The organism is Thermanaerovibrio acidaminovorans DSM 6589 (genome assembly GCF_000024905.1).
GTDB lineage: Bacteria > Synergistota > Synergistia > Synergistales > Synergistaceae > Thermanaerovibrio > Thermanaerovibrio acidaminovorans.
The window spans coordinates 755,425-778,087 of record NC_013522.1 but is presented as its reverse complement, the minus strand read 5'-3'; the positions used below and the strand labels follow the sequence as shown (position 1 = coordinate 778,087).

The 22,663-nt window shown below is 61.4% G+C and carries 25 protein-coding genes, 3 tRNA genes and 1 other RNA gene; 4 read left to right on the top strand and 25 right to left on the bottom strand.

Translation table 11 applies throughout. From position 1 onward, the window contains the following. Positions 1–21: 21 nt before the first annotated feature. A complete protein-coding gene (gene hpf, locus TACI_RS03760) occupies positions 22–564 on the bottom strand; it encodes a ribosome hibernation-promoting factor, HPF/YfiA family (protein WP_012869495.1) in 543 nt (180 codons plus the stop codon). Positions 565–714: 150 nt separating this feature from the next. Between hpf and TACI_RS03755 the strand changes: the two genes are divergently transcribed. Next, entirely contained in the window at positions 715–1,878 is a 1,164-nt protein-coding gene (locus TACI_RS03755; protein WP_012869494.1) for a pyridoxal phosphate-dependent aminotransferase, read from the top strand. A gap of 66 nt (positions 1,879–1,944) precedes the next feature. On the opposite strand, the gene frr is transcribed toward TACI_RS03755, so the two are convergent. From frr to rpsB, 4 genes are all read right to left on the bottom strand, one after another. Further along, positions 1,945–2,502, bottom strand: coding sequence for a ribosome recycling factor (gene frr, locus TACI_RS03750; protein ID WP_012869493.1), 558 nt, complete (start codon positions 2,500–2,502; stop codon positions 1,945–1,947). 30 nt (positions 2,503–2,532) lie between these two features. After that, positions 2,533–3,261: a UMP kinase gene (gene pyrH, locus TACI_RS03745; protein ID WP_012869492.1), complete on the bottom strand. Its 729-nt coding sequence runs from the start codon at positions 3,259–3,261 to the stop codon at positions 2,533–2,535. Positions 3,262–3,358: 97 nt separating this feature from the next. Further along, positions 3,359–3,952, bottom strand: a complete 594-nt coding sequence (tsf, locus tag TACI_RS03740; protein WP_012869491.1) for a translation elongation factor Ts — start codon at positions 3,950–3,952, stop codon at positions 3,359–3,361. Positions 3,953–3,954: 2 nt separating this feature from the next. Then, a complete protein-coding gene (gene rpsB / locus TACI_RS03735) occupies positions 3,955–4,800 on the bottom strand; it encodes a 30S ribosomal protein S2 (protein ID WP_012869490.1) in 846 nt (281 codons plus the stop codon). 208 nt (positions 4,801–5,008) lie between these two features. Between rpsB and TACI_RS09250 the strand changes: the two genes are divergently transcribed. After that, positions 5,009–5,302, top strand: coding sequence for a metal-sensitive transcriptional regulator (locus TACI_RS09250; protein WP_012869489.1), 294 nt, complete (start codon positions 5,009–5,011; stop codon positions 5,300–5,302). On the opposite strand, the gene TACI_RS03725 is transcribed toward TACI_RS09250, so the two are convergent. The 7 genes from TACI_RS03725 to speD all read right to left on the bottom strand — a co-directional run bounded on the left by TACI_RS03725 (position 5,262) and on the right by speD (position 8,186). Then, a complete protein-coding gene (locus TACI_RS03725) occupies positions 5,262–5,744 on the bottom strand; it encodes a hypothetical protein (protein ID WP_012869488.1) in 483 nt (160 codons plus the stop codon). The genes TACI_RS09250 and TACI_RS03725 overlap by 41 nt on opposite strands. A gap of 93 nt (positions 5,745–5,837) precedes the next feature. Continuing rightward, positions 5,838–5,936: signal recognition particle sRNA small type (gene ffs / locus TACI_RS03720), an RNA gene on the bottom strand. 90 nt (positions 5,937–6,026) lie between these two features. Beyond that, a tRNA-Ser gene (locus TACI_RS03715) sits at positions 6,027–6,120 on the bottom strand. Positions 6,121–6,203: 83 nt separating this feature from the next. Next, complete coding sequence (locus TACI_RS03710) at positions 6,204–6,494, bottom strand: hypothetical protein (protein WP_423218559.1); 291 nt, start codon at positions 6,492–6,494, stop codon at positions 6,204–6,206. Between the two features lie 267 nt (positions 6,495–6,761). After that, a tRNA-Ser gene (locus TACI_RS03705) sits at positions 6,762–6,854 on the bottom strand. Between the two features lie 29 nt (positions 6,855–6,883). Next, the gene (locus TACI_RS03700) at positions 6,884–7,336 is read right to left on the bottom strand and encodes a nucleoside deaminase (RefSeq protein WP_164925363.1); all 453 of its coding nucleotides are present in this window, start codon (positions 7,334–7,336) and stop codon (positions 6,884–6,886) included. 19 nt (positions 7,337–7,355) lie between these two features. After that, positions 7,356–8,186: an adenosylmethionine decarboxylase gene (speD, locus tag TACI_RS03695; RefSeq protein WP_012869485.1), complete on the bottom strand. Its 831-nt coding sequence runs from the start codon at positions 8,184–8,186 to the stop codon at positions 7,356–7,358. Between the two features lie 147 nt (positions 8,187–8,333). On the opposite strand from speD, the gene TACI_RS03690 reads away from it, so the two are divergent. Both TACI_RS03690 and TACI_RS03685 read left to right on the top strand, forming a co-directional pair. Then, the gene (locus TACI_RS03690; protein ID WP_012869484.1) at positions 8,334–9,542 is read left to right on the top strand and encodes an ArsB/NhaD family transporter; all 1,209 of its coding nucleotides are present in this window, start codon (positions 8,334–8,336) and stop codon (positions 9,540–9,542) included. A 15-nt stretch (positions 9,543–9,557) separates the two neighbouring features. Next, on the top strand, positions 9,558–10,046 hold the full coding sequence (locus tag TACI_RS03685) for a methylated-DNA--[protein]-cysteine S-methyltransferase (RefSeq protein WP_012869483.1): 489 nt from the start codon (positions 9,558–9,560) through the stop codon (positions 10,044–10,046). A gap of 61 nt (positions 10,047–10,107) precedes the next feature. Here the strand turns inward: TACI_RS03685 and TACI_RS03680 are convergent. The 13 genes from TACI_RS03680 to thrS form a co-directional block, all read right to left on the bottom strand. Further along, positions 10,108–10,184: transfer RNA gene (locus TACI_RS03680), tRNA-Arg, on the bottom strand. 68 nt (positions 10,185–10,252) lie between these two features. After that, on the bottom strand, positions 10,253–12,595 hold the full coding sequence (locus TACI_RS03675; RefSeq protein WP_012869482.1) for an endonuclease MutS2: 2,343 nt from the start codon (positions 12,593–12,595) through the stop codon (positions 10,253–10,255). 35 nt (positions 12,596–12,630) lie between these two features. Continuing rightward, entirely contained in the window at positions 12,631–13,134 is a 504-nt protein-coding gene (locus tag TACI_RS03670; RefSeq protein WP_012869481.1) for a CvpA family protein, read from the bottom strand. Next, positions 13,131–13,364: a cell division protein ZapA gene (locus TACI_RS03665; RefSeq protein ID WP_012869480.1), complete on the bottom strand. Its 234-nt coding sequence runs from the start codon at positions 13,362–13,364 to the stop codon at positions 13,131–13,133. Before TACI_RS03665 ends, TACI_RS03670 begins: the two co-directional genes overlap by 4 nt. A 9-nt stretch (positions 13,365–13,373) precedes the next feature. Further along, complete coding sequence (locus TACI_RS03660; RefSeq protein WP_012869479.1) at positions 13,374–13,673, bottom strand: hypothetical protein; 300 nt, start codon at positions 13,671–13,673, stop codon at positions 13,374–13,376. 12 nt (positions 13,674–13,685) lie between these two features. Next, positions 13,686–16,055 carry a phenylalanine--tRNA ligase subunit beta gene (pheT, locus tag TACI_RS03655; RefSeq protein WP_012869478.1) on the bottom strand — a complete coding sequence of 790 codons (2,370 nt, stop codon included), beginning with the start codon at positions 16,053–16,055 and terminating at the stop codon, positions 13,686–13,688. Then, positions 16,052–17,098 carry a phenylalanine--tRNA ligase subunit alpha gene (pheS, locus tag TACI_RS03650; protein ID WP_164925135.1) on the bottom strand — a complete coding sequence of 349 codons (1,047 nt, stop codon included), beginning with the start codon at positions 17,096–17,098 and terminating at the stop codon, positions 16,052–16,054. The genes pheT and pheS overlap by 4 nt, the downstream gene beginning before the upstream one ends. After that, a complete protein-coding gene (locus tag TACI_RS03645; protein WP_012869476.1) occupies positions 17,098–17,763 on the bottom strand; it encodes a potassium channel family protein in 666 nt (221 codons plus the stop codon). The genes pheS and TACI_RS03645 overlap by 1 nt, the downstream gene beginning before the upstream one ends. A gap of 11 nt (positions 17,764–17,774) precedes the next feature. After that, positions 17,775–19,100 carry a TrkH family potassium uptake protein gene (locus tag TACI_RS03640; protein WP_164925134.1) on the bottom strand — a complete coding sequence of 442 codons (1,326 nt, stop codon included), beginning with the start codon at positions 19,098–19,100 and terminating at the stop codon, positions 17,775–17,777. Between the two features lie 14 nt (positions 19,101–19,114). Next, positions 19,115–19,471 (bottom strand): 50S ribosomal protein L20, encoded by a 357-nt coding sequence (rplT, locus tag TACI_RS03635; RefSeq protein WP_012869474.1) that lies wholly within the window; start codon positions 19,469–19,471, stop codon positions 19,115–19,117. A 28-nt stretch (positions 19,472–19,499) separates the two neighbouring features. Then, positions 19,500–19,697 carry a 50S ribosomal protein L35 gene (gene rpmI, locus TACI_RS03630; protein WP_012869473.1) on the bottom strand — a complete coding sequence of 66 codons (198 nt, stop codon included), beginning with the start codon at positions 19,695–19,697 and terminating at the stop codon, positions 19,500–19,502. A gap of 13 nt (positions 19,698–19,710) precedes the next feature. Further along, positions 19,711–20,367: a translation initiation factor IF-3 gene (infC, locus tag TACI_RS03625; RefSeq protein ID WP_278007115.1), complete on the bottom strand. Its 657-nt coding sequence runs from the start codon at positions 20,365–20,367 to the stop codon at positions 19,711–19,713. 162 nt (positions 20,368–20,529) lie between these two features. Next, positions 20,530–22,425 carry a threonine--tRNA ligase gene (gene thrS, locus TACI_RS03620; protein WP_012869471.1) on the bottom strand — a complete coding sequence of 632 codons (1,896 nt, stop codon included), beginning with the start codon at positions 22,423–22,425 and terminating at the stop codon, positions 20,530–20,532. Positions 22,426–22,663: the final 238 nt, after the last annotated feature.

Below are 22,663 nucleotides of genomic sequence, written 5' to 3'. Positions count from 1 at the left end.
TCAAAAAGGGTGACTTCGAGGCTACTCGGGCTTCAGGACCCCGTAGCCCCCCTCCTTGCGGCGGTAGACCACGTTGAGATCCCCCGTGTCCCCGTCCCGGAAGAGGAAGAAGCTGTGTCCCAGCAGGTCCATCTGGAGCGCCGCCTCCTCGGGGGTCATGACCCTCACGGGGAACCGCTTGACCTTGACTATGTTGACACCGCCCTCCTGCTTCTCCTCCTCCGCCACGAATGGCTCGGTCTCCAGCTCGAAGGATATGTCCTTGGTCTTAAGCTGCAGGCGATCAACCAGCATGTCCTTGTGGCGCTTCACCTGGCGCTCTATGTTCTTAAGGGACTTCTCGAAGGCCTTCCGGAGATCCGGCGCGTAATCCTCCCCCCTCATGACCATGCCGTTGATGTTGGAGGTAATCTCAACGACGTACATACCCCTCTTGAAGTCAACGGCCACCTGGGTGTCCAGGATGCGATCGAAGAACCGCTCCAGCTTGCCCAGCTTCTTCTCCATTAGATCTTTGACGGAATTCTGCAGTTCAACGTTGCGGGCCACAAAGCGTACGTCCATCCCAATCCCTCCAATCCTGCTCGGTATCGCTATTTTACCACAGGCCCCCGGATCATAACATCTAAATATTTAACTTTTTCCGCCAGCTTGCTAAGTCACCGTGGGTTTGTTTATGATCCAGGGACAACATATCCAAGGAGTGATGTGAAGATGAAGCGATCCCTGAGGGCACAGAGGATGCAACCGTCCGCCACGCTGAGCCTGGTCAACAAGGCAAAGGCCCTCAAGATGGAGGGCAAGAAGGTCATCTCCTTCGCCGCCGGGGAGCCCGACTTCGGGAGCCCCCAGGCGGCCTGCGACGCCGCCCTGGAGGCCATAAAGTCTCAGCAGACCCACTACACCCCGGTTGCTGGGATCCCGGAGCTCAGGGAGGCCATCAGGGACTACTACAGGAACCGGATGGGACTGGACTACCCGGTCTCCCAGATAACCGTGGGTAGCGGCGGGAAGCCCCTCCTCTACGAGGCGATCCAGGTGGTGGTGGACCCTGGGGACGAGGTGCTTCTCTTCACCCCTGCCTGGGTCAGCTACGTGGAGCAGATAAGGCTCGCGGAGGGCAAGGAGGTGCTGGTGGACACCATGTCCACCAACCTGGTCCCCACCCGGGAGTCGGTGATGAGGGCCCTTACCCCCAACACCAAGGGGATGATAATAAACACCCCCTGCAACCCCACCGGTGCAGTGTGGGACCAGGATGTCCTCTCCATGCTGGCCCAGGTGGCCCGGGAGAGGGACCTGTGGATCATCTTTGACGAGATGTACGAGCGGCTCGTCTACCGGGGGGCAAAGCACGTCAACATCCTCCAGGTGGCCCCGGATCTGGCAGACAGGACCCTGATCGTCAACGGGGCCAGCAAGGCCTACGCAATGACCGGATGGCGGATAGGCTACGCTCTGGGCCCCTCCCAGTGGATAGGGGACGTTAACGCCCTCCAGGGGCACCTGCTGTCCAACGCCAGCTCCATAGCCCAGTGGGCCGCCCTGGGGGCCATAAGGGACGGGGATGAGGCGGTGGAGTCCATGCGTAGGGCCTTCGAGGCCAGGAGGGACCGGATGGTGGAGCTCCTCAATGGGATGCCCCACGTGTCCTTCCACGTGCCCCAGGGGGCCTTCTACGTGTTCCTTGACATATCCAAGTCCCCCCTGCCGGACGATCAGGCCTTCTCCGCCAGGCTGCTGGACGAGAAGTGGGTGGCTGCAGTCCCCGGCTCGTCCTTCTTCGCCCCGGGTTACATAAGGCTCTCCTACTCCAACTCCATGGAGGAGATCGAGGAGGGCATGAGCCGCCTCAAGGATTTCCTATCGTCCCTATAGTGAACTTGGAGGGGGGAGCTGAAGCTCCCCCCTCCATTCTGTCGAACCATACAACCGGCGAAGGCCTCAGTCGTTGAGGATCTCCTTCTCCTTCTCCTGGGCCAGGGCGTCTACCTTCTTTATGGCCCCGTCCACGTGATCCTGGACCTCCTTCTGGAGCTTCTTGTGCTCGTCCTCGCTTATCTCTCCCGCCTTCTCCATCTTCTTGAAGGCCTCGAGCACGTCCCGGCGCACGTTCCTTATGGCCACCCGGGCCTCCTCCGCGTACTTGTTGACCAGCTTCGAGAGCTCCTGGCGCCTCTCCTTGGTGAGCTCCGGGAGCACCACCCTAACCGACTCCCCGTCGGTCTTGGGGGTGACCCCCAGGGAGGAGGACTGGATGGCCTTCTCTATGGCCTTAAGGGCGGACTTGTCCCAGGGGGTTATCACCAGCTGCCGGGGCTCCGGGACGGTGACGGTCCCCATCTGCTTTATGGGGGTCATGGTCCCGAAGTAGTCCACCTTTATCTCCTCCACCAAGGCGGGATGGGCCCTGCCGGTACGTATCCCCAGAAGGGTGCCCTTCAGGTGCTCGATGGTCTTCTCGGTCTTCTGCTTCATCTCCTTGATCTGGTTCTGGGGCATGGAACTCACTCCTTCCGTTGGCTTCGAGGCTTAGTCATCCATTGGCTCAGATGATACCAGGGATCCCACCGGGCTTCCATCCACCAGGAGGGCCCTCAGGTTCCCTTTCTTGAGGACGTCGAAGACCACGATGGGGATCTGGTTCTCCTGGCAGAGGGCGAAGGCGGCGGCGTCCATGACCTTGAGCCCCATGGTGAGGGCATCGTGGTAGCTGACGAACGGAAGGCGCTTGGCGTTGGGATTCTTGTGGGGGTCGTCGTCATATATGCCGTCCACCTTGGTGGCCTTCATGAGGCAGGAGGCACCGATCTCGGAGGCCCTCAACGCCGCGGCGGTGTCGGTGGAGAAGTAGGGGGAGCCGGTACCCGCAGCGAAGATGACTATCCTGCCCTTCTCCAGGTGCCTTATGGCCCTGCGACGGATGAAGGGCTCCGCCACCTGCCTCATCTCTATGGCGGTCTGCACCCGGGTGCTTATGCCCATCCTCTCAAGGGAGTCCTGGAGGGCCAAGGCGTTTATGACCGTGGCCAACATTCCCATGTTGTCCGCCTGGGACCTCTCCATGCCCTTCTGGACCGCCTGCTGACCACGCATTATGTTGCCTCCGCCCACCACCATGGCCACCTGGATGCCCTCCCGGGCCACCTCAGCGATCTCGGAGCATATGTTGGTCACCGCCTCCAAGTCCAACCCGAAACCTCCGCTACCGGCCAGTATCTCCCCCGAAAGCTTAAGAAGAACTCGCTCATATCGCCCCATGACAAGCCTCCTGATCTACCTCTTTAATCTAATCCCAAGAACCCCTGAGCCCAACAAAAAGGCGAGGGTCCGCCCCTCGCCCCTTGAGCCGTCTCCCCTACTCCGATATGGCGTAACGGGTGAATCGACGGACCACGATGTTCTCGCCTATCTTGGCGATGTTCTCCATCACCAGGTCCTTTATCTTCTTGTCCGGGTCCCTCACGTAGGGCTGCTCCAGGAGGCAGGACTCCTCGTAGAACTTGTTGACCCTGCCCTCGGCTATCTTGTCCACGATGTGGGCCGGCTTGCCCTCCTCCATGGCCTGCTTGCGGTAGATCTCCTTCTCCCGCTCCAGGTCCTCGGCGGGAACGTCCTCGGGAGAGATGTACTGGGGGTTCGTGGCGGCTATGTGCATGGCGATCTCGTGCCCCAGCTTCTTGAACTCGTCGGTCCTGGCCACGAAGTCGGTCTCGCAGTTCAGCTCCAGGAGGACGCCGATCTTGCCGTTGGTGTGGATGTAGCTGAACACCAGACCCTCGGCGGCGGTACGCCCCACCTTCTTGGCCGCCTTGGCCAGACCCTTCTCCCGAAGGTAGTCCACCGCCTTCTCCAGGTCACCGCCGCACTCCGCCAGCGCCTTCCTGCAGTCCAGAACGCCCGCGCCGGTGCGGGCCCTAAGCTCCTTAACCGCTTCCATATCCACAGACATCACTAGGCCTCCTTCCAGCCCTTGCGCTCCTCGAGCTCCTGGTTCACCAGGGTCTCCGCCACCTCGGAATACTCGTCGTGGAGCTTCTCCCGGATCTCGATCACGTCCTCAGCCGCGCCGGAGACGGCCTCCTCCTGGTCCGCCTGAGGGGTAGCCATCCCGTCCACCCCCTGGCGGCCCTCGATGAAGGCGCTGGCCATGAGGCCCGTGATGAGCTCGATGGCCCTTATGGCGTCATCGTTGCCGGGTATGGGGTAGGTTATGAGCTCCGGGTCACAGTTGGTGTCCACGATGGCCACCACGGGGATACCCAGCTTGGCGGCCTCCAGGATCGCTATGTTCTCCCGCCGGGGATCGATGATGAACAGCGCGTCGGGCACGTCCCTCATGTCCTTTATGCCCGACAGGTACTTCTCCAGCTTCTCCCTCTCCTTGCGGAGCTGGATGATCTCCTTCTTGGGGTAGCGGTTGATGGTGCCGTCCGCCTCCATCTTCTGAAGCTCCACCATGCGGTTCACCCGACGGCGTATGGTGGCGAAGTTGGTGAGCAGACCACCCAGCCAGCGCTGGTTGATGTAGAACTGCCCGCAACGAAGGGCCTCGTTCCGGATGGGCTCCTGAGCCTGCCTCTTGGTGCCCACGAAGAGCATACTGCCCCCCTCCTTGGCAACCTCCCGGACAAAGCTGTAGGCCCTCTCAAGCCCCTTCACCGTCTTCTGTAGGTCGATGATGTAGATGCCGTTCCTCTCGGTGAAGATGTAGGGCTTCATCTTCGGGTTCCATCGCCTGGTCTGGTGGCCGAAGTGCACCCCGCACTCCAGCAACTGCTTCATGCTTACCACTGCCATGTCCTCGTTCCCTCCTCGTTTTGACCTCCACGGACATCATCCCCATCGGGAACCTTCTAAAAGGCAACACCCAAGGGGTCCGCCCGTGTGCGGATTGCCAGAGGGCAGTATATCACGGGGGAGGTTGACCTTCAAGGCCAGGGGGCTTAGGATATATACCCATACGGGGCATACTTCAGTGCATCAAAGCACGAGGAGGCGCGGGGTTTTGGAAGATCGGAAGAGTTCCGGCAAGAGGGAGGTCCTAAATCGCCTGAAGAGGCTGGAGGGGCAGATAAGAGGCATACAGAAGATGATCGAGGAGGAGAAGCCCTGCAGCGAGATCCTCATACAGCTCAACGCGGCCCGGAAGGCCATGCAGAACGCCTCCATAGCGGTCCTCAAGAACTACCTGAGCACCTGCGTGGCCCAGGCGGCGTCGGACGTGCCTCCCGCCAGGATGGAGGAGCTGGAGAGGCTGATCAAGACCCTGATAGACCTGGAACCCGGCGGCCGAGACTGAAGGCGCCCAGGATCAGCGGGTCCTGGCACGCCTCCCCGGTGAATGGGTCCCACAGGACCCTATCCCGGGCCACGTACATGGCTTCGAAAGGGTTGGCCCGGCCCTCTAGCCCACCCCTGACGGTGGGCAACTTCAGTCCCATCAGGCTGTACGAGGGGGATATGCGGTCCAAGACCGCCCGAACGGCCCGATCCGGATCCACCCGGAAGTCCAGGACTGGCATGGCCCTAGCCCAGCCGGGCAGCTCCTCTGGGTCCAACAGGCCCAGATCCGGGGGATCCATCTGCACCACGTTACCGAAGACTCCGTGGACCAGCCCCCGGGCCCTCACATAGCTGGCCCTCCCCAACAGGGGACGGGAGAGGAACTCCACCTCCACCAGGTAGAAGGGGACGAAGATGCCATCCACGTCTCTGACCTCCGCCGGCACGTGGTACCTCACCGATCCACACCTCCATGTAAGATCCTTAAGCCTGAAGGCTCATCCTAAGATGAGAACGGGGGCCACCACAAAGGGGAAACGGGACCCCGGGCGGGAGGCCCAGCTTGCCGTGGCACCCGAAGCTTATCGCTTACCGTTGCTTCCTTCCGGACCTGGCGGGGTTCGCGAGGCTTCGCCGCACGGGGCTAGACCTCCGGCCCGAGGCCCCGATGGAGGCCCCAAGCGGGCGGATCTCTAGATCAAGGTAAAGAAGAACGGGGACCCGAGGCCCCCGTGAATTCCTGGCGGAGAGGGAGGGATTTGAACCCTCGGGGCGGCTTTTATACCGCCCACTCGCTCTCCAGGCGAGCGCCTTCGACCACTCAGCCACCTCTCCGCTCCCTGAAACGATCACGCAGGGGATGATACCTAATTACCGGAGAAATTTCAAGTCCCCTATGATATTTTCCCCCAAGGGCCTTAGGCGTCGCCCTTGATCCGATCCCTCACGAAAACCATGGCGTAGTCGGGCTCCTTGGCTATCCTCTCCGACTCGGCGGGGCTCAGGTCGGACAGGTCAAGCCCAACCACCTTAATAAAGGCGTGCCCTATTGAGAGTATGGCCTCCTGATTTTTCTTTATGAGGCGCTTCTCTAGCTTAGCCTTCCTCCTCTCCAGCTCCTGAAGCATCTCCTCAGGGCTCCTGCGGGGCCTCCTAGGCTTTTTGGCCTTATCCTCCATCTTGGATGCTTCCTCTGGCAAATCACACACCTCCCCTTCATTCTAGAAACCATATAGCCGAAGATTAGGGCAAGCAACAAAATCTGTCAACACAAATATCGAATCAAACAATAAAACCACTGGCATACAGGCAGACAGAAAAGGGGAGCAAAACAAAAAATCGGGCCGTTCAGCTTTGTTCCAAGATGCGAAACTTCAATCAAGGTGCCGTCAAAATAAATCCATTGGATGGGAAATGAAGCTTAACCTCAAAGGCTTAAAAAAGAAAACCCCACCGAAGTGGGGAAACTAAAGCAATGGCGGAGAGGGTGGGATTTGAACCCACGAGACGGCTCATCACCGCCTAGACGATTTCGAGTCGCCCGCCTTCGACCACTCGGCCACCCCTCCGCTCCGGGACGAAACGTTGAAGATTATATTCAAACCCCAACGGCTTGTCCAGCGCCCCTCAATCCCTCAAAGAAGCCCCGTAGCAGGGCCGCAGATCGATCCCGCATCTCCCCCTGGTGGACCCTGCAACGAAAGGGCTGCCTTGGGTCCCGCAGGACGTCGTAAAGGGAGCCCACCGCCCCGGCCTTGGGGTCCCGGAGGGCAAAGTGCACCTCGGATATGCGGCACTGGAGTATGGCCCCAGCGCACATCACGCAGGGCTCGAGCGTAACGTAAAGGGACGCCCCGTCCAAGCGCCAGGTGCCCAGGGCGGAGCACGCGTCCCTTATGGCCACCATCTCCGCGTGCCCCAGCGGATCACCGGTGAGCTCCCGAACGTTCCTCCCCCGGCCCACCACCAAACCATTCATGACCACCACGGCCCCCACGGGCACGTCGCCGGCCTCCATGGCCAGCTCCGCCTCCCTCAGGGCCTCGCGCATGAAGGACACGGAGAACCCCCTAGAAGGACGGGAGATTGCGGCCCGCGAAGATCTCCGCCATCTCCTTCTTTATCTCCTGCTTTATGCGCTTCTTCTCCCCCGGGAGCAAGGATTTCTTACCGGTCCCGAAGAGGTAGTTGTCCAGGTCGAAATCCTTTATTATCATCTTGGTGTTGAATATGTTCTCCTGGTATATGTTGACGTCGATGAACTGGTACAACTCCCGGGTATCCTTGGATATGAAGTTCTGTATAGAGTTTATCTTGTGGTCCAGGAAGAACTTCTCCCCCGATATGTCCCGGGTGAAGCCCCTGACCCGGTAGTCTATGATCGCGATGTCCGGCGAGAAGGTGTGAAGCAGGTAGTTAAGGGCCTTCAAGGGCGATATCCTGCCGCAGGTGGACACGTCGATGTCCGCCCGGAAGGTGCAAACCCCCCGGTCCGGGTGGCTCTCCGGGTAGGTGTGAACCGTTATGTGGCTCTTGTCCAGGTGGGCCAAGTAGGTCTGGGGAAGGGGGCCCGGGCTCTCCTCCCCGTCCTGGTCAGGGCAGCTCTCCATGGAGCTCTCCCCCACCTTCTCCTCCGATATCAAGAGCGCCACGCTGGCCCCCTGGGGATCGTAGTCCTGGTAGGCCACGTTGAGGATGTTGGCACCGATTATGTTGGCCACCTCGGTTAGGATGGTGGTCAGTCGGGTGGCGTTGTACTCCTCATCAATGTAGTTAATGTAGGCGTTCCGGTGCTCCGGAGTCTTGGCGTAGCATATATCGTACAGGTTGAAACTCAACGACTTGGTGAGGTTGTTGAAGCCGTAAAGCTTTAGCTTTTTGAGCTTCTTTACCTTCTTCATGGACTTGATTTCCAACGATCCATCCCCTTTCCGTCCCGCATGTTACTTGCTAAGCTAAGATCCAGGAGCTAAGGATACCACAACGGACCGGGGACGCAAGGACTGCAGTTTAATTTTTTTACATACTATATAAAAGGAGCCCTCCCCATGCTGGAACCCTCTGTGATCATATTCCTCCTGTCCTACACTGTGCTGGCCATAGGCGGAACACCGGTGCTCAGGATAGATCGGACCGGGGCGGTCATAATCGGCGCCTCCCTGATGGTCTTCCTGGGGATCCTGTCCCCCGAGGAGGCCTACGGAGCCATCGACTACAAGACCTTGGCCACCCTCTTCGGCCTTATGGTGCTGGTGGCCCACTTCAGGCTCTCCGGGGCGGTGAACATCCTCTGCTCCAGGATGCTTCGGCTGGTTACCACCCCAAAGGGCATGCTGGCGGTGATGATCCCCGTGGCGGGGGCACTCTCCGCCCTGTTCATAAACGACACCATCTGCCTCATGTTGACCCCGGTGGTGCTGAGCCTTACCTACTCCATGGGCACCGATCCCAGACCCCACCTCATAGCCCTCTGCATGGCGGCCAACATCGGAAGCGTCATGACCATAACAGGCAACCCCCAGAACCTGATCATAGGCCTCTCATCCGGCATATCCTACGGCCGCTTCTTCATCAAGATGCTGCCCCCCACCATAATGGGCCTCACGGTCACCTATCTGGTGATACGGCTGAACTACCGGGATGAGCTGTCCCGATGGAGCCCCAGGGGACACCAGGAGGGGGGCTTCGTCTACCACCGGTGGATGGTCATCAAGTTCTCCATCCTCAGCCTGGCGTGCATTGGGGGTTTCTTCCTGGGGATGCCCATAGAGGTGGTGTCCATGGCGGTGGCCTCCGCGTTCCTCATCACCCGGCGGGTCAAGCCCGACAAGGTCTACGCCATGATCGACTTCAAGCTCCTGCTACTCTTCCTGGGGCTCTTCATAATAATGGGGGCCTTTCAGCGCTCAAACGCCTTCGCCCTGCTGGAGTCCAAGGCGGCCCTGATGTTGGGGGGAAGCTGGAGGCTCGTCTGGAGCTCCACGATCCTCTCCAACCTGGTCAGCAACGTGCCGGCGGTCATGCTCTTCAAACCCCTCATCCAGGGACTGGGGCTAGGGGAGAGGGCCTGGTTGCTCCTGGCCATGAGCTCCACCTTCGCTGGCAACCTGACTATCCTGGGCTCCATCGCCAACATCATAGTGGTGGAGGGGGCCTCCAGCCGGGTCAGGATATCCTTCCTGGAACATCTACGATCCGGAATTCCCATAACCCTGGCCAGCATCTCCCTGGGCGCCCTTTGGCTCATATTTTTTTAACTGGAGGCCACCATCATGAGCACCGATAGGATGTCAAAATGCCACATTGAAACCCCACTGGGGACCCTGGAGATCACCGAATCGGGTGGATCCATCACGTCCGTAAGACTTGCGAACCCCCTCCCCGGCGAGGAGGCGCTACCCCCCACGGGCTCCGTGCTTGGCTCCGCGGCCCTACAGCTGAAGCAGTACTTTGCGGGGGAACGGCGGGAGTTCTCACTGCCCCTGAGGCTACTGGGCACCCCATTCCAGGTCCGGGTCTGGAGGCGTCTCATCTCGATCCCCTATGGGAGGACCGCCACCTACGGTGAGCTGGCCAGGGACATGGGAATGCCAAGGGGGGCCAGGGCCGTCGGGGGAGCCTGCGGAAGGAACCCGCTACTGATACTGATCCCCTGTCACCGGGCGGTGGGGGCGCGGAGCCTGGGCGGCTTCTCCGCTCCTGGAGGCCTCAAGACGAAGGAGCTCCTGCTCCAGATTGAAAGGAACCGGTCGGGGGGTTAGGGGTCAGAAAGCCGGTGGAAAAAGGAAAGAGAAAAGGGGCCTTGCGGCCCCTTGCGTCCTATGGCGTGCCCGCCGGGATTCGAACCCGGGACCTTTGGCTCCGGAGGCCAACACTCTATCCAGCTGAGCTACGGACACGCTTTACGATGCATATATTACCATGATCCCCCGGAATGTGCAACACCCTTAATGGCGTCTTCCGATGTTTACCTTGCAAACCTGACGATGGTGACCCCGTGCCCCCCTTCGCCGGGGCCTCCGAGGCGGAAGGACTCCACGAAGGGGAGCCGCCTGCAGAGGTCGTGGACCGCCCTCCTTAGGATACCCTCCCCCCGGCCGTGGATTATCTCCACCTCCCCGTAACCGGCCCTGTAGGCCTGGTCCAGGTACCTCTCCACTATGGGCATGGCCTCGTCCAGGGTCATACCCCTGACCATTATGGAGCTTGACACCTTCTCCGGGCTGGACACCAGAACCCTCGATTGGGGAACCGGCAACGGGGACGAGGACCTCACCAGCTTCTTCAACGGGACCCTTATCCTCATGGGCCCAGAGACCACCACCCCGTGATCCCCATCCACCTGGGCCAGCTCCCCCTTGACCGCGCTACCCCTTATCTCCACCGGATCCCCCACCGACAGGCTCTGGGGGCCGGGCAGCGGAGAGGCCTCCATAACGTCCCTGCCCAGATCCTCAACAGCCTGCCCCAACTTCCTCAGCCTGTCCCTATCCCGCTGGTAGGTCCTCTGGGCCTCCGCGTGAGACTTGTCCCTAAGCTCCTTCAAAAGGGCCTTGGCCTCCTCCTCCGCTCGCTTTATTATCCCCTGGGCCTTGGCCCGGGTCTCCCGTATGATGCCCTCCGAGTCCGACAGGATCCGGCCGTACTTCTCCTCGTAAAGCCTCTCCCTCTCCTGGAGATGGGCTCGCAATGCCTCCACCTCCCGGAGCCGCTCCTCCAGCTCAGCCCTCCGGGCCTCAAGCCCCTTGAGAAGCGCCTCGGTACCGTCCGACCGGGTCTCCATCTCCTCCCGTGCCCGCTGAATCACCTCCCGGGGCAGCTTAAGCCTCTCGGCTATGAGTATGGCATTGCTGCTCCCAGGTATGCCCACCAGAAGCCTGTACGTGGGCTGGAGGGTGGTGGAGTCGAACTCCATCGAGGCCGCCTCAACCCCCGGGGTGGTCATGGCGAAGAGCTTTATCCTGTTGTAGTGGGTGGTGGCCATGAGAAGACAGCGCCTCCTGAGGAAGAACTCCAGGATGGCCACCCCGAGAGCGGATCCCTCCTCCGGGTCCGTGCCGGCCCCAAGCTCGTCCAAAAGCACCAGCGACCGGTCCTTGGCGCTCTCCATTATGTACCGGAGCTGCTTTATGTGGCCGCTGAAGGTGGAGAGGTTCTGCTCGATGCTCTGCTCGTCCCCTATGTCCGCCAGCAGCTCCCCCAGGTTCCCAACCACGGTGCCCTCCGCACAAGGCACCGGGAAACCGAGCCACGACAGGTAGACGCAGACCCCAACGGTCTTCAGCGCCACCGTCTTGCCCCCCGTGTTGGGACCGGTTATGACCATCATCCTGGCGTGCTCCCCACAGGACACGTCCAGCGGCACCGCCCTCTCCCCCAGCAGGGGGTGTCTTGCGGACCTCAGCTTGAAGGACCTGTCGTTGGAGACCTCCGGCACCACCCATGAGGACTCCGACAGGAGCTCCACCTGGGCGTTCAATAGGTCCAGGTAGCCCAACCCCCGGTCGGTCTCCAGAAGGGCCCCCTCCCGGGAGAGCAGCATCTCCGTCAGGGCCCTGAGGATCCGTTGCTCCTCCTCCCTCTCCTCCCCGGCTATAACCGCCATCCGGTTGTTGAGGGGCAGAATGGGGGCGGGCTCCACGTAGACGCTATTGCCCGACGAGGACCTCTCCACCACCAGCCCCGGGAAGGATCCCGCCATGTCAAGCCTCACCAAGGCACAGAACCGCCCGTTCCGAAGGGTCAGCACCCGGTCCTGCAACATGGAGGCCAGGGACCCGTTTGAAAGGATCTCGTTCCACCGCTGGCGCGCCAGGGACCGGAGCTCCCGGCCCTTGAACCTCAGCTCCTTCAGCTTGGTCGACGCACCATCGTAGAGGGCCCCGTCCTCGTCCAACACCTCAAGGCGCCCCAGCTCCTCTTCCCAGTCGGGGAAGTGACGGAGGAGGTCCCTTAGGGCCTCAAACTCGGAGCAGTCCTCCTTGAGACGGACCTTTATCCGGGAGGATAGGATCAGGCTGTTCCTCACCTTCACCAGCTCCTGCCCGTTGAGCCACCCATAGGTCTTGGCGTCCCTCACCAACCCCTCCATGGGGGTAACCCGCTGATCCCACGGATAGTCGCCACGCCTGGCCACCGCGGAGCTGTAGGCCCTCAGAAGGTCAAACCGCCTCCTCAAGGACTCCACGTCCCTGGCGGGTGACGACCGAAAGGCCCTAGCCACCCCGAGTTCGCTCCTGCACCTCCCGGCCACGATGGCTAGGGCCTTCTCTATCTCCAGGACCCGGTACGTATTAGGGTCACACCTCAAGCGTCAAAAACCTCCCATTCTCGCCCCTTAACAGATCAGCGTCCCTCCCCTTCCGGGTGGTAGACCGCCCCCAAGATCAGCTCCCGATGCCGATCCGCCATCCTCATGAACAGGCTCCTATCCTCCCACCCCTGAGGGAGAAACGGGGAGAGGGCGTTGGCCACCACGAAGGACACCGCCACCAGCAGGGCCAGCTTGGCCAACCCAACCGCCCCGCCCATCAAACGATCGAAGGCGGAGAGGTGGGCCTTCACCAGGATGCCCCTCAAAAGCCCACCGACCAGGCGGGCCACCAAAAGGGCGAACACCAACAGCCCAACCGCCGCCAGGGCCCTGCATGCCCAGGGGCTCTCCACCAACCCAAGGCTCATGACCAGGGGCTCCAAATGATCCGAGAGCTCCACCGAGAGGAAGAGCCCCAAGGCCCAACCCGCCATGGACGCCACCTCCCGGGAGAAGCCCCTCAGGAACCCCTTCGCTATCCATATGAGCCCCACCAGGGCTATGCCCCAATCCAGCCCGGACATGGCCAAACTCACGGGATCTCCTCCCCGCCGGCCAGCTCCCTCAGCCGGTCCTCAACCCTGATGAGCTCCCCCGATAGGGTCATGGCGGCCAGGAAGAGCATCTCGTCCTGGCTAAGGGAGGAGTCCAGGGACTCCACCACGGACCTCAACAGGTCCGCCGCCCTCTGGACCTCCTCCTCCCTGGAAGTGACTATTGGATAGGACCTCTTCCCTATCAGGAGCGCAAGGCGCTTGGACGTCATCTGCTGAGGCTATACCCCCGGCCTCGGAGACCCGTCCTCCGGCAGGAGGGATCTAATCTTGCCGAAGAGCTCGGAGACCCTCTGCTCCTGCTGCTGGAGCTCCTTCTGAAGGTTCACCTTCTCCCTCTCCAGCTGCTCTATGGTCCTCTGCATGTCCTTCTTAACCCTTATGAGCTCCAGCTCCTTCTCCTGGAGCTGCCCCTTAAGGCTGGCCAACTCCGCCTGGGCGGCGTCACGCTCCTTTTGAAGGGTGGAGAGCCTCCCACCCAGACGGTCCAACATGCGCTCTATCTGATCGAACTGCTGCATATTCCTTCCCCCCTACCTAAGCTTGTATCCCCTCTCCGCCAGGGCGGACCTGAGGGCGTTGTGGACATGGTCCACCTCCTCGTCCCGGAGGGTTCGATCCGGGTTACGGTAGACCACCGAGAAAGCCAGGCTCTTGAGCCCCTCCGGTATGCCCTTACCGGCGTAGACGTCGAAGAGCTCAACCCCCTCCGCCAGGGACCGGTCCATCAGGGACTCTATGTCCCGTCTGACCTGGTCGGACTGGACGTGGGCCTCCACCATGATGGCCACATCCCGGCTAACCGACGGGAAGCGGACGGATCCTCCGAACCGGGGTAGACGCCACCCCTCCAGGGCGGATAGGTCCACCTCGAACCCGTAGGCCCCCTCCTCAACCCCCAGCTGGGACTCTATGGAGGGCTTGAGTCGGCAAAGGAAGCCCACCTTCCTCCCATCCACCATCACGCTGGCGGTCTGCCCCCGGTGGCCGAAAGGCTCCTCTCCCCTCTCCCACCGGACCTGGAAACCGCAGGAGGACAACAGGGCCTCCACGTCGCCCTTCAGGGTGAAGAAGTCCTCCTCGGCCCTGGGGCCGTGTACGGACCGCCTGTCCTTGCCCACGTAGACCAGGCCAGCCATGTGCTGGGCCTCCCGGTCCTTAGCGGGAAACACGGTCCCCCACTCGAAGAGACGGACCGGCCTCTTCCATCCGAAGTTAAGGTTGCTACGAAGACCCCTGATGAGGCCCGGCAGGATCAGGGGCCGCATTATCACCTGATCCTTGCTTATGGGGTTCACTATGGCGGGACACTGGGATGGGTCCATACCAAGGGGGTGCAACTCCTCCGGGGAGGTGAAGCTGTAGGTCATAACCTCCACGTAGCCCCTCGACATGGCCACCCGCCTTATCTCCTGCCACCTCTCCAGGTCCTGGGGGATGATCCCCCTCCCCCTAAGGGCGCCGGGGATCCGGGGCTTCACCACCTCGTAGCCCCTAACCCGGCCCACCTCCTCCACCAGGTCCTCCTCCGCCTCCACGTCGCTCCTCCAGGAGGGCACCTTGAAGGCCGCCTCCCCCGCCTCGTTCGAGCAGGCCTGGAAGCCCAGCCTCTCGAGGACCTCCGTGGCCTCCTCAAGGGAGTCCATCAGAAGCACCCGCCTAAGGGAGGAGGTCCTGAGTTTCACAACCCTATCGATGGAGAAGTCCTCCCGGTGGGATATGAAACCCGCCCCCACCCGGACGCCATCGGAGGCCATCAGGGCCAGGGCGTACTGGGCGGCCCTCCTACTCTCGGCCCAGTCCACGGCGCGGCTGTAGCGGAACGCCGCCTGGCTCGGTATGCCAAGGCGCCGGGAGGTGAGGCTTACCCGGGCGGGATCGAAGACCGCGGACTCCAGGAGGATCCTGGTCGTCTCGGGCCGCACCTCCGAGTCCTCCCCTCCCATGACACCAGCGATGGCAACCGGTTCGCCTCCACTGCAGATGAGAAGGTCCTCGGGCTGAAGTGCCCTGTCCCTGCCATCCAAGGTGCGGATCACCTCCCCCTCCCTGGCGGGCCGGACCTCTATGGAAGGGGCGTTGAGCCGGTCCGCATCGAAGGCGTGAAGGGGGTGGCCGAAGAGGAGCATGGCCAGGTTGGTGGCGTCCACCACGTTGTTGACCGGCCGCATGCCCGCCAAAACGAGCCTGAGCCTGGAGTGGAAGGGGGATTCGCATATCCGGACCCCTTCCGCATACCCAAGCAGGTACTTCCAGCAACCAGGATCATCCACCCGCAGGGAGAACCGGTCACTCCAATCCTCCAGCACGTCGGTGGGGGAAGGTATCTCTATGGGGAGAAGCTCTCCCCCGAGCAGGGCCTTGACCTCCCTGGCGACCCCGAGCATGGAGCAGAGGTCACCCCGGTTGGGGGTTACGGACAGGTCCAGCACCGGAAGGTGAAGCCCCGCCCAGGAGATGAAGTCGGCACCGACCGGCACATCCTCCGGCAGTTTAAGCAATCCCCCGGAGGAGTCAAGCCCCTCCAGTCCCAGCTCCTCGCAGGAGAGCAACATGCCCTGGCTCTCTACCCCATCGAAGGCCCTGCTCCCTAACTGGGTGCCGTCCCATATCCTGGCTCCTGGGGGTGCATAGGGATAGAGATGCCCCTCCTCCACGTTGGAGGCCCCGGTGACCACCTGGGCCTGGTTTTCGCCATCGAACACCCGGGCGATCCGGAGGGACTCCCTGGTGGGGTGTGGCTCCACCGAGAGCACCTTGGCCACCAGGATACCGGCGGAGGCGCCGGCGGGGGATATGACCTCCTCCACCTCGGTGCCGGTCATGGTGAGGCGATCCATGAGCCTATCCAACGAAACTTCGAGGCTCAAGAGCTCCTTGAGCCAACCAAGGTGAACCTTCATCGTCCGTTACCTCCCGTAAGGTAGAAAAGGTCCGCTTCGAAGAGGGGCCTAAGATCCGATAGGCCGTACTTAAGCATGGCTATCCGGTCCACCCCCATGCCCCAGGCGAAGCCTCCGAAGCGCTCCGGATCCACCCCTCCGCTCTTCAGCACGTTGGGGTGCACCATGCCGGCCCCCAGGATCTCCAGCCAACCGGTCCCCTTGCAGACCCGGCAGGAGGGATCCTGCCCGTTGCAGACCACGCACTCCACGTCCATCTCCATGGAGGGCTCGGTGAATGGGAAGTAGCTCCCCCTAAACCGGGACTTGAGCTTGCGGCCGAAGATGGAGTCCACGAAGACCTGGAGGCAGCCCTTCAGGTCCGCCACGGACACGTCCTCGTCCAGCAACAGTCCCTCCACCTGATGGAACATGGGGGAATGGGTGGGATCGCTGTCCCTCCTGTAGACCCTCCCGGGGATCACTATCCTGAGGGGGGCCCCCAGGGAGAGCATTGACCTCACCTGCACCGGGGAGGTGTGGGTCCTCAGCAGCCGCTGATCCTCCAGGAAGAAGGTATCCTGCATGTCCCTGGCGGGGTGATGGGCCTTGAAGTTGAGGGCCTCGAAATTGTAGAAGTCGGTCTCTATCTCCGGGCCGGTGGCCACCGAGAAGCCCAGGGAGACGAAGACCTTGATTATCTCCTCCATGGTCTGGGCCACCGGGTGAAACCGGCCATAGGGCCTGCCGCATGGGGGGATGGAGACGTCCACCACGTTCCTCTCCTCCTCCATGCGCTGACGGAGGACCTCCATCTCCCGCATGCGATCCCTGACCGCCTGATCGCAGGCCTCCTTCACCAGGTTCAGCTCCTTGCCCACCCGGGGCCGCTCCTCCTGGGGCACCCCTCCGAGGGATCTCATCAGGGAGGTGATGAGCCCCTTCCTCCCCAGGTACTTGACCATCAGGGCCTCCACCGCCGCCAGGTCCGCCGCGGACGACAGCTCCCCCTCCAGCGACGCCTTGAGCCGCAGGGCCTCCTCAACCAAGCTAGCCAACTCCATCACCCTTCCATGCCCAACCAAGCCATGAACTTGGTCACGTTATCGTTCTCTCCCGCTATCCAGAGCTTGTCCTCCTGTAGGATGACCGTATCACCCCGGGGGACGTATCTCTTGCCATGGCGCTCCGCAAATAATACCAATACCCCATGTCTCTTGGTAAGGTCCAGATCCTTCAGCGACTTCCCCGCCAGCCGTTTGCCCAGCACGTAGGTTATCGTTATGTCCGGATCCCCTCCAAGGCTAAAGTAGCTCATCCAGGGATGTACTATCTGCTCCGCCATCACCGCCCCCATGTCCCTCTCGGGGAAGAAGACCTTGGAGGCCCCCACGGCGGACAGGACCTTGGCGTGGATGTCGCTTATGGCCCTGGCCCAGACTGGAACTCCCAGCCCGTTAAGTATTGCGGTGGCGAGCACGCTGGCCTCAAGGCCCTCGCCGATGGCCACCACCGCCAGGTCCACTTCCTTGGCTCCCACCTTGAGGAGGGCCTCCTCGTCGCTGGCGTCCATCTGGGCGACGAAGTCCACCTCCTCCGCCAACTCCTCCACCCTGGCCTTGACCCGGTCCACTCCTATGACCCGGTGCCCCATCTGGGTCAGCCTAAGGCACAAGGACTGTCCGAACCTGCCAAGCCCTATTACCAGGACCGTCTTCTTCTTGCTCAACCATGAACACCTCAGCCTATTGGCATGTCCAGGTTGGGCAGGGAGACCCTGCCCGGCTCATGCCTTCTGAATATGGAGTACAGGAACGTCACTATCCCCACCCTTCCCCAGTACATGAGGAAGATCAAAACCATCTTCCCATCCGGGGAGAGGTGAGGGGTAACCCCCAACGAGAGACCCACGGTGCCCATGGCGGATATGGCCTCGAAGACCAGGCTGGATATGTCCACCTCGGGCTCGAAGACAGCCAGCATGAACACCGCAACGAACACGGCAAGAGTATACAGCACCGCCACCGTGATGGCCTTCCTCTGGGTTCGCCAGTCCACGTGTCGCCTGGCCAGGCACACGTCCGACCTGCCCCTTATCTCCGATGTACAAGAGGACCACAGCACCGCAAAGGTGGTCACCTTAACTCCCCCACCGGTGGATGAGGGGTTTGCCCCAACCCACATCAGAAAGGAGGTGAAAAGGAGGGATACCCCGGACATCCTCCCCAGGGGAACCGAGTTGAACCCAGCGGTTCGGGGGGTAACGCTCATGAAAAGGGCGTTGATCAGCTTATGGGGCCAGGGCATGTCCCTAAGCACCCCGTTTATCTCCCCAAGCAGGAAGACCACGGAGCCAAGGAGGATGAGGACCGGGGTGAAGGTGAGCACCACCCGGGTGTAGCTGGATGGTCGCCATCGTCGGGATCTCACGCTCTTTAGGACGTCATCCAGCACCGGGAAACCAAGCCCCCCCACCACGATGAGGACCGTTATGGGGAGCATCACCAGGGGCTCGGTGGCGAAGGAGACCAGGCTGTCCGAGTAGGGAGAGAAGCCCGCATTGCAGAAGGCGCTGATCGAGTGGAAGATGGCCATGTAGGCACCCCTAACCGCTCCCTCCCTCCTGGCGAAACCCACGAAGAGGGGCACCGCCATGACCGTCTCGGCGATCAAGGAGACCCGGATGACCAGTAGAAGGAGCCTGATGGCCCCCCTTGGGGTGTCAAGCCCCATGCTCTCCGCCCAAGCCAGGCGTTCCTTGAAGCCCACCTTGGCACCCAACATTAGGTAGAAGGATGTGGTGGCCGCCATGACCCCAAGCCCCCCAAGCTGGATCAGGAGCAGCAGTACCAGTTGGGACGGCAGGGGCAGGGCGGTGCCCACATCGACGGTCGAGAGGCCGGTGACGCAGACCGCGGAGGTGGCGGTGAAGAGGGCGTCTATGGGGTCCAGAGGCCGTCCCACCAACTCACCGATCCCCCAAAGAGCAAGGGCTCCCGCCGCTATGAGCAACAGGAACCCGTAGACCAACCACAGCTCAGGCTTGAACGAGCTATATGATCGCATGCTCCTATCCAGACCTAGCGGCTCAGGGCCTCCTTGGCCTTTGCGACGATGGCACCGAAGGCGGCGGAGTCGTTGACCGCCAGATCCGCCAACATCTTGCGGTTGACGGAGATGCCGCCCTTCTTGAGACCCGATATGAGGGAGTTGTAGCTCATGCCGTGCATCCTGGCGGCGGCGTTGATCCTTATTATCCAGAGCCTGCGGAAGTCCCGCTTCTTGGCCCTGCGGTCGCTGTAGGCCTTGGAGAGGGCATGCAGGTACGCCTCCCTGGCCCTCCTGTATACGTTCTTCTTCCTTCCCCAGAAGCCCTTAGTTATGTTGTAGAGCTTCTTCTGCTTGCGTCGGCTTGCGCTGGAGCCCTTTACCCTCATCTAGAGTTCACCTCTTCCTTAAAGTCCCTTAAGCGTAGGGCATCATCTTCTTGATGTTCTCTGCGATGGTTCCGGTGAGGACCCCCTGCTTGCGGAGGCGGCGGCGCCGCTTGGCGTTCTTGCACTCCAGAAGGTGGCTCCTGCCGCTCTTCTTGAAAACCAGCTTGCCGGATCCGGTCACAGAGAATCGCTTCTTCGCCCCGGAATGGGTCTTTACCTTTGGCAATTTAAGTCCCTCCTCAAGATTCGTCGGACCCAGGGTCCAATGAATTGGAATTGCGGCTATCCTTCGAGACCGGACGTGCGGACTTAGAACCCCCCTGGTCCTTCGAGGCCTGCTGAAGTAGCGGAGCTATCATCATCCTCATGTAGGACCCCTCCATCCTGGGCTCCATCTCAACCTTGCCCAGGTCCTCCACGTCCTTGCGGACCCTGTCAAGCACCTCACGCCCCCGATCCAAGAAGGCCATCTCACGTCCCCGGAAGAAGACCGAGACCTTCACCCGATGCCCATCCTCCAGGAAGGACCTTACCGCCTTCACCTTGAAGGTGTAGTCGTGGACATCGATCTTGGGCCTCATCTTTATCTCCTTGAGGGCCTGGCTTTTCTGCTTCTTGCGGGCGTCCTTGTCCCTCTTCTGCTGCTGGAACCGATACTTGCCGTAGTCCATTATCTTGCAGACCGGCGGCTTGGCCAGCGGGGCCACCTCAACCAGGTCCAGCTCCCTCTCCTCAGCCATCCTGAGGGCCTCCTGGATGGGCACCACCCCCACCTTCACGTTCTGATCGTCGATCAGAAGCACCTCCGCCGCCCGGATCTCCAAATTGACGCGGGGTTCATCATCCTTGAAGCTTATAGCACGCCACCTCCCGATGGAAATTTGCTGGCGGTCCAACGCAAAGAGGCTGGGCAGAGTACGCCCAGCCTCGACTGACTTCTTCGCGGCAACCTGACAACTCAAGTCGGCAGGTGAGAGGGCGTCAACTCCTCTGCTTGCTATCTTGCGGTGAAACCGACTGATGGAGCATATCACAGACCATGGAACATTTCAAGCGCATCAGCTGGGCTTGAACTCCCCCTGGAGCCTGTCCCTCAGGACGTCCATGGACATGGTCCCCAGGTCGCCGTCGGACCTGTGGCGGACCGAAACGCCTCCGGTCTCCGCTTCCTTGGCGCCTATGACTATCATGTAAGGAACCTTGGAGAGCTGGGCGTCCCGGATCTTCTTGCCCAGCTTCTCGTCCCTCACATCCACCTCCACCCTAACCCCCCAGGACTTGAGGGCCGCCTCCACCTGGCGGGACCTGTCCTCGAACTCGGGCTTCACGGGAAGCACCCTCACCTGAACCGGTGCCAACCAGAAGGGGAAGGCACCCGCATAATGCTCGATGAGGATCCCCAGGAACCTCTCCAGGCTTCCGAAGACGGTCCGGTGGATCATCACCGGCCGGTGGTCCGCCCCATCGGCCCCCACATAGGATACGTCAAACTTCTCGGGCATCTGGAAGTCCAGCTGTATGGTGCCGCACTGCCAGGTCCTCCCTATGGAATCCTCCAGGTGGAAGTCGATCTTTGGCCCGTAGAAAGCCCCGTCCCCAGGGTTGATCTTGTAATCGGTGCCGGTGGCCTCCAGGGTCTGCTTCAGCTTCTCCTCCGCCAGGTTCCACAGCTCCAGGCTGCCCATGTAGTTATCCGGCCGGGTGGACAGCTCCACCCGATAGTTAAAGCCGAACACCTGGCTGTAGACGTACTTCATGAGGTCGATGACCCCGGCTATCTCGTCCCCCACCTGATCGGGGGTGCAGTAGATGTGGGCATCGTCCTGGGTGAAGCACCGGACCCGCATGAGGCCGTGCAGCACCCCGGACCTCTCGTGCCGATGGACCACCCCCAGCTCGGACATGCGAAGGGGAAGGTCCCTATAGCTCCGGGTGGAGCTCTTAAAGACCAGAATGCCTCCGGGACAGTTCATGGGCTTGATGGCGAAGGGCCTGTCGTCAATGGAAGTGAAGTACATGTTGTCCCGGTAGTGATCCCAGTGGCCAGACCTCTCCCACAGGGACCTGTCCAGGATGAGGGGGGTCCGGATCTCGTTGTACCCCCGCCGTTTGTGCTCCCTCTTCCAGAAGTCCACCAGCTCGTTGAGGATCACCATCCCCTTGGGGTGGAAGAAGGGGAACCCGGGCCCCTCGGGCTGAATGCTGAAGAGGTCCATCTCCCGGCCTATCTTGCGGTGGTCCCTCTGACGGGCCTCCTCCAGCCTATTCAGGTATGCCCCAAGGGACTCCCCGTCCATGAAGGCGGTGCCGTATATGCGGGTGAGCATCACGTTCTTCTCGTCCCCCCGCCAGTAGGCCCCCGCCAGGGACAGGAGCTTGACGTGTTTGAGCATCCCGGTGCGGGGAACATGGGGCCCCCTGCAGAGGTCCACGAACTCCCCCTGCCGGTAGAGCGAAACGGTGTCGTCCTGGATCTCCGATATGAGCTCCAGCTTGAAGTCCTCCCCCCGGGAGCGGAAAAGCTCCAGGGCCTCGTCTCGGCCCATGACCAACCGCTCCACCGGCAGGTCATCCCGGACTATCCGCATCATCTCCTCCTCTATCCTGGGCAGATCCTCGTCGGTGACCTGGGACGGGAAGAGGATGTCATAGTAGAAGCCGTCCTTGATGGATGGCCCGATGCCCAGCTTGGCCCCAGGGAAGAGACGCATCACCGCCTGGGCCATCAGATGAGAGGCCGAGTGCCTCAGGATATCGAGCCCCTCCTCGCTGGAACCCAGGACGGGCTCCAGCTGCCCCCCCTCCACGTTGGCGCCGAGATCCACCAGAACCCCATCCACCCGGGCGGCCACCACCCCATCCAGTGAAACCCCAAGCGCCTTAAGGGCCTCCCCCACCGAGATCGGCCCCGAAGACTCATACCTATCGCCAGAAGCGCTAACGAAAACCGCCATGCGATCCCCTCCGTATCAAGGTGGAGCTTGACGCCCCTCCATGCGAACTATGTTCGTTTGAATTGTATCACGCCCCGAGTGGCATGGCCCCATGAGGCTCGCAACAAAAAGTAACGTAATACGTATCAATGCATAAAAGTCGCAAATTTTGGCCTTGCACTGAACGTTGGTATGTATTATCCTGTATTCCGTAACCGACAGGGCGTCATCCTGTCCAAGAGATCCCTGTTTAAATCGA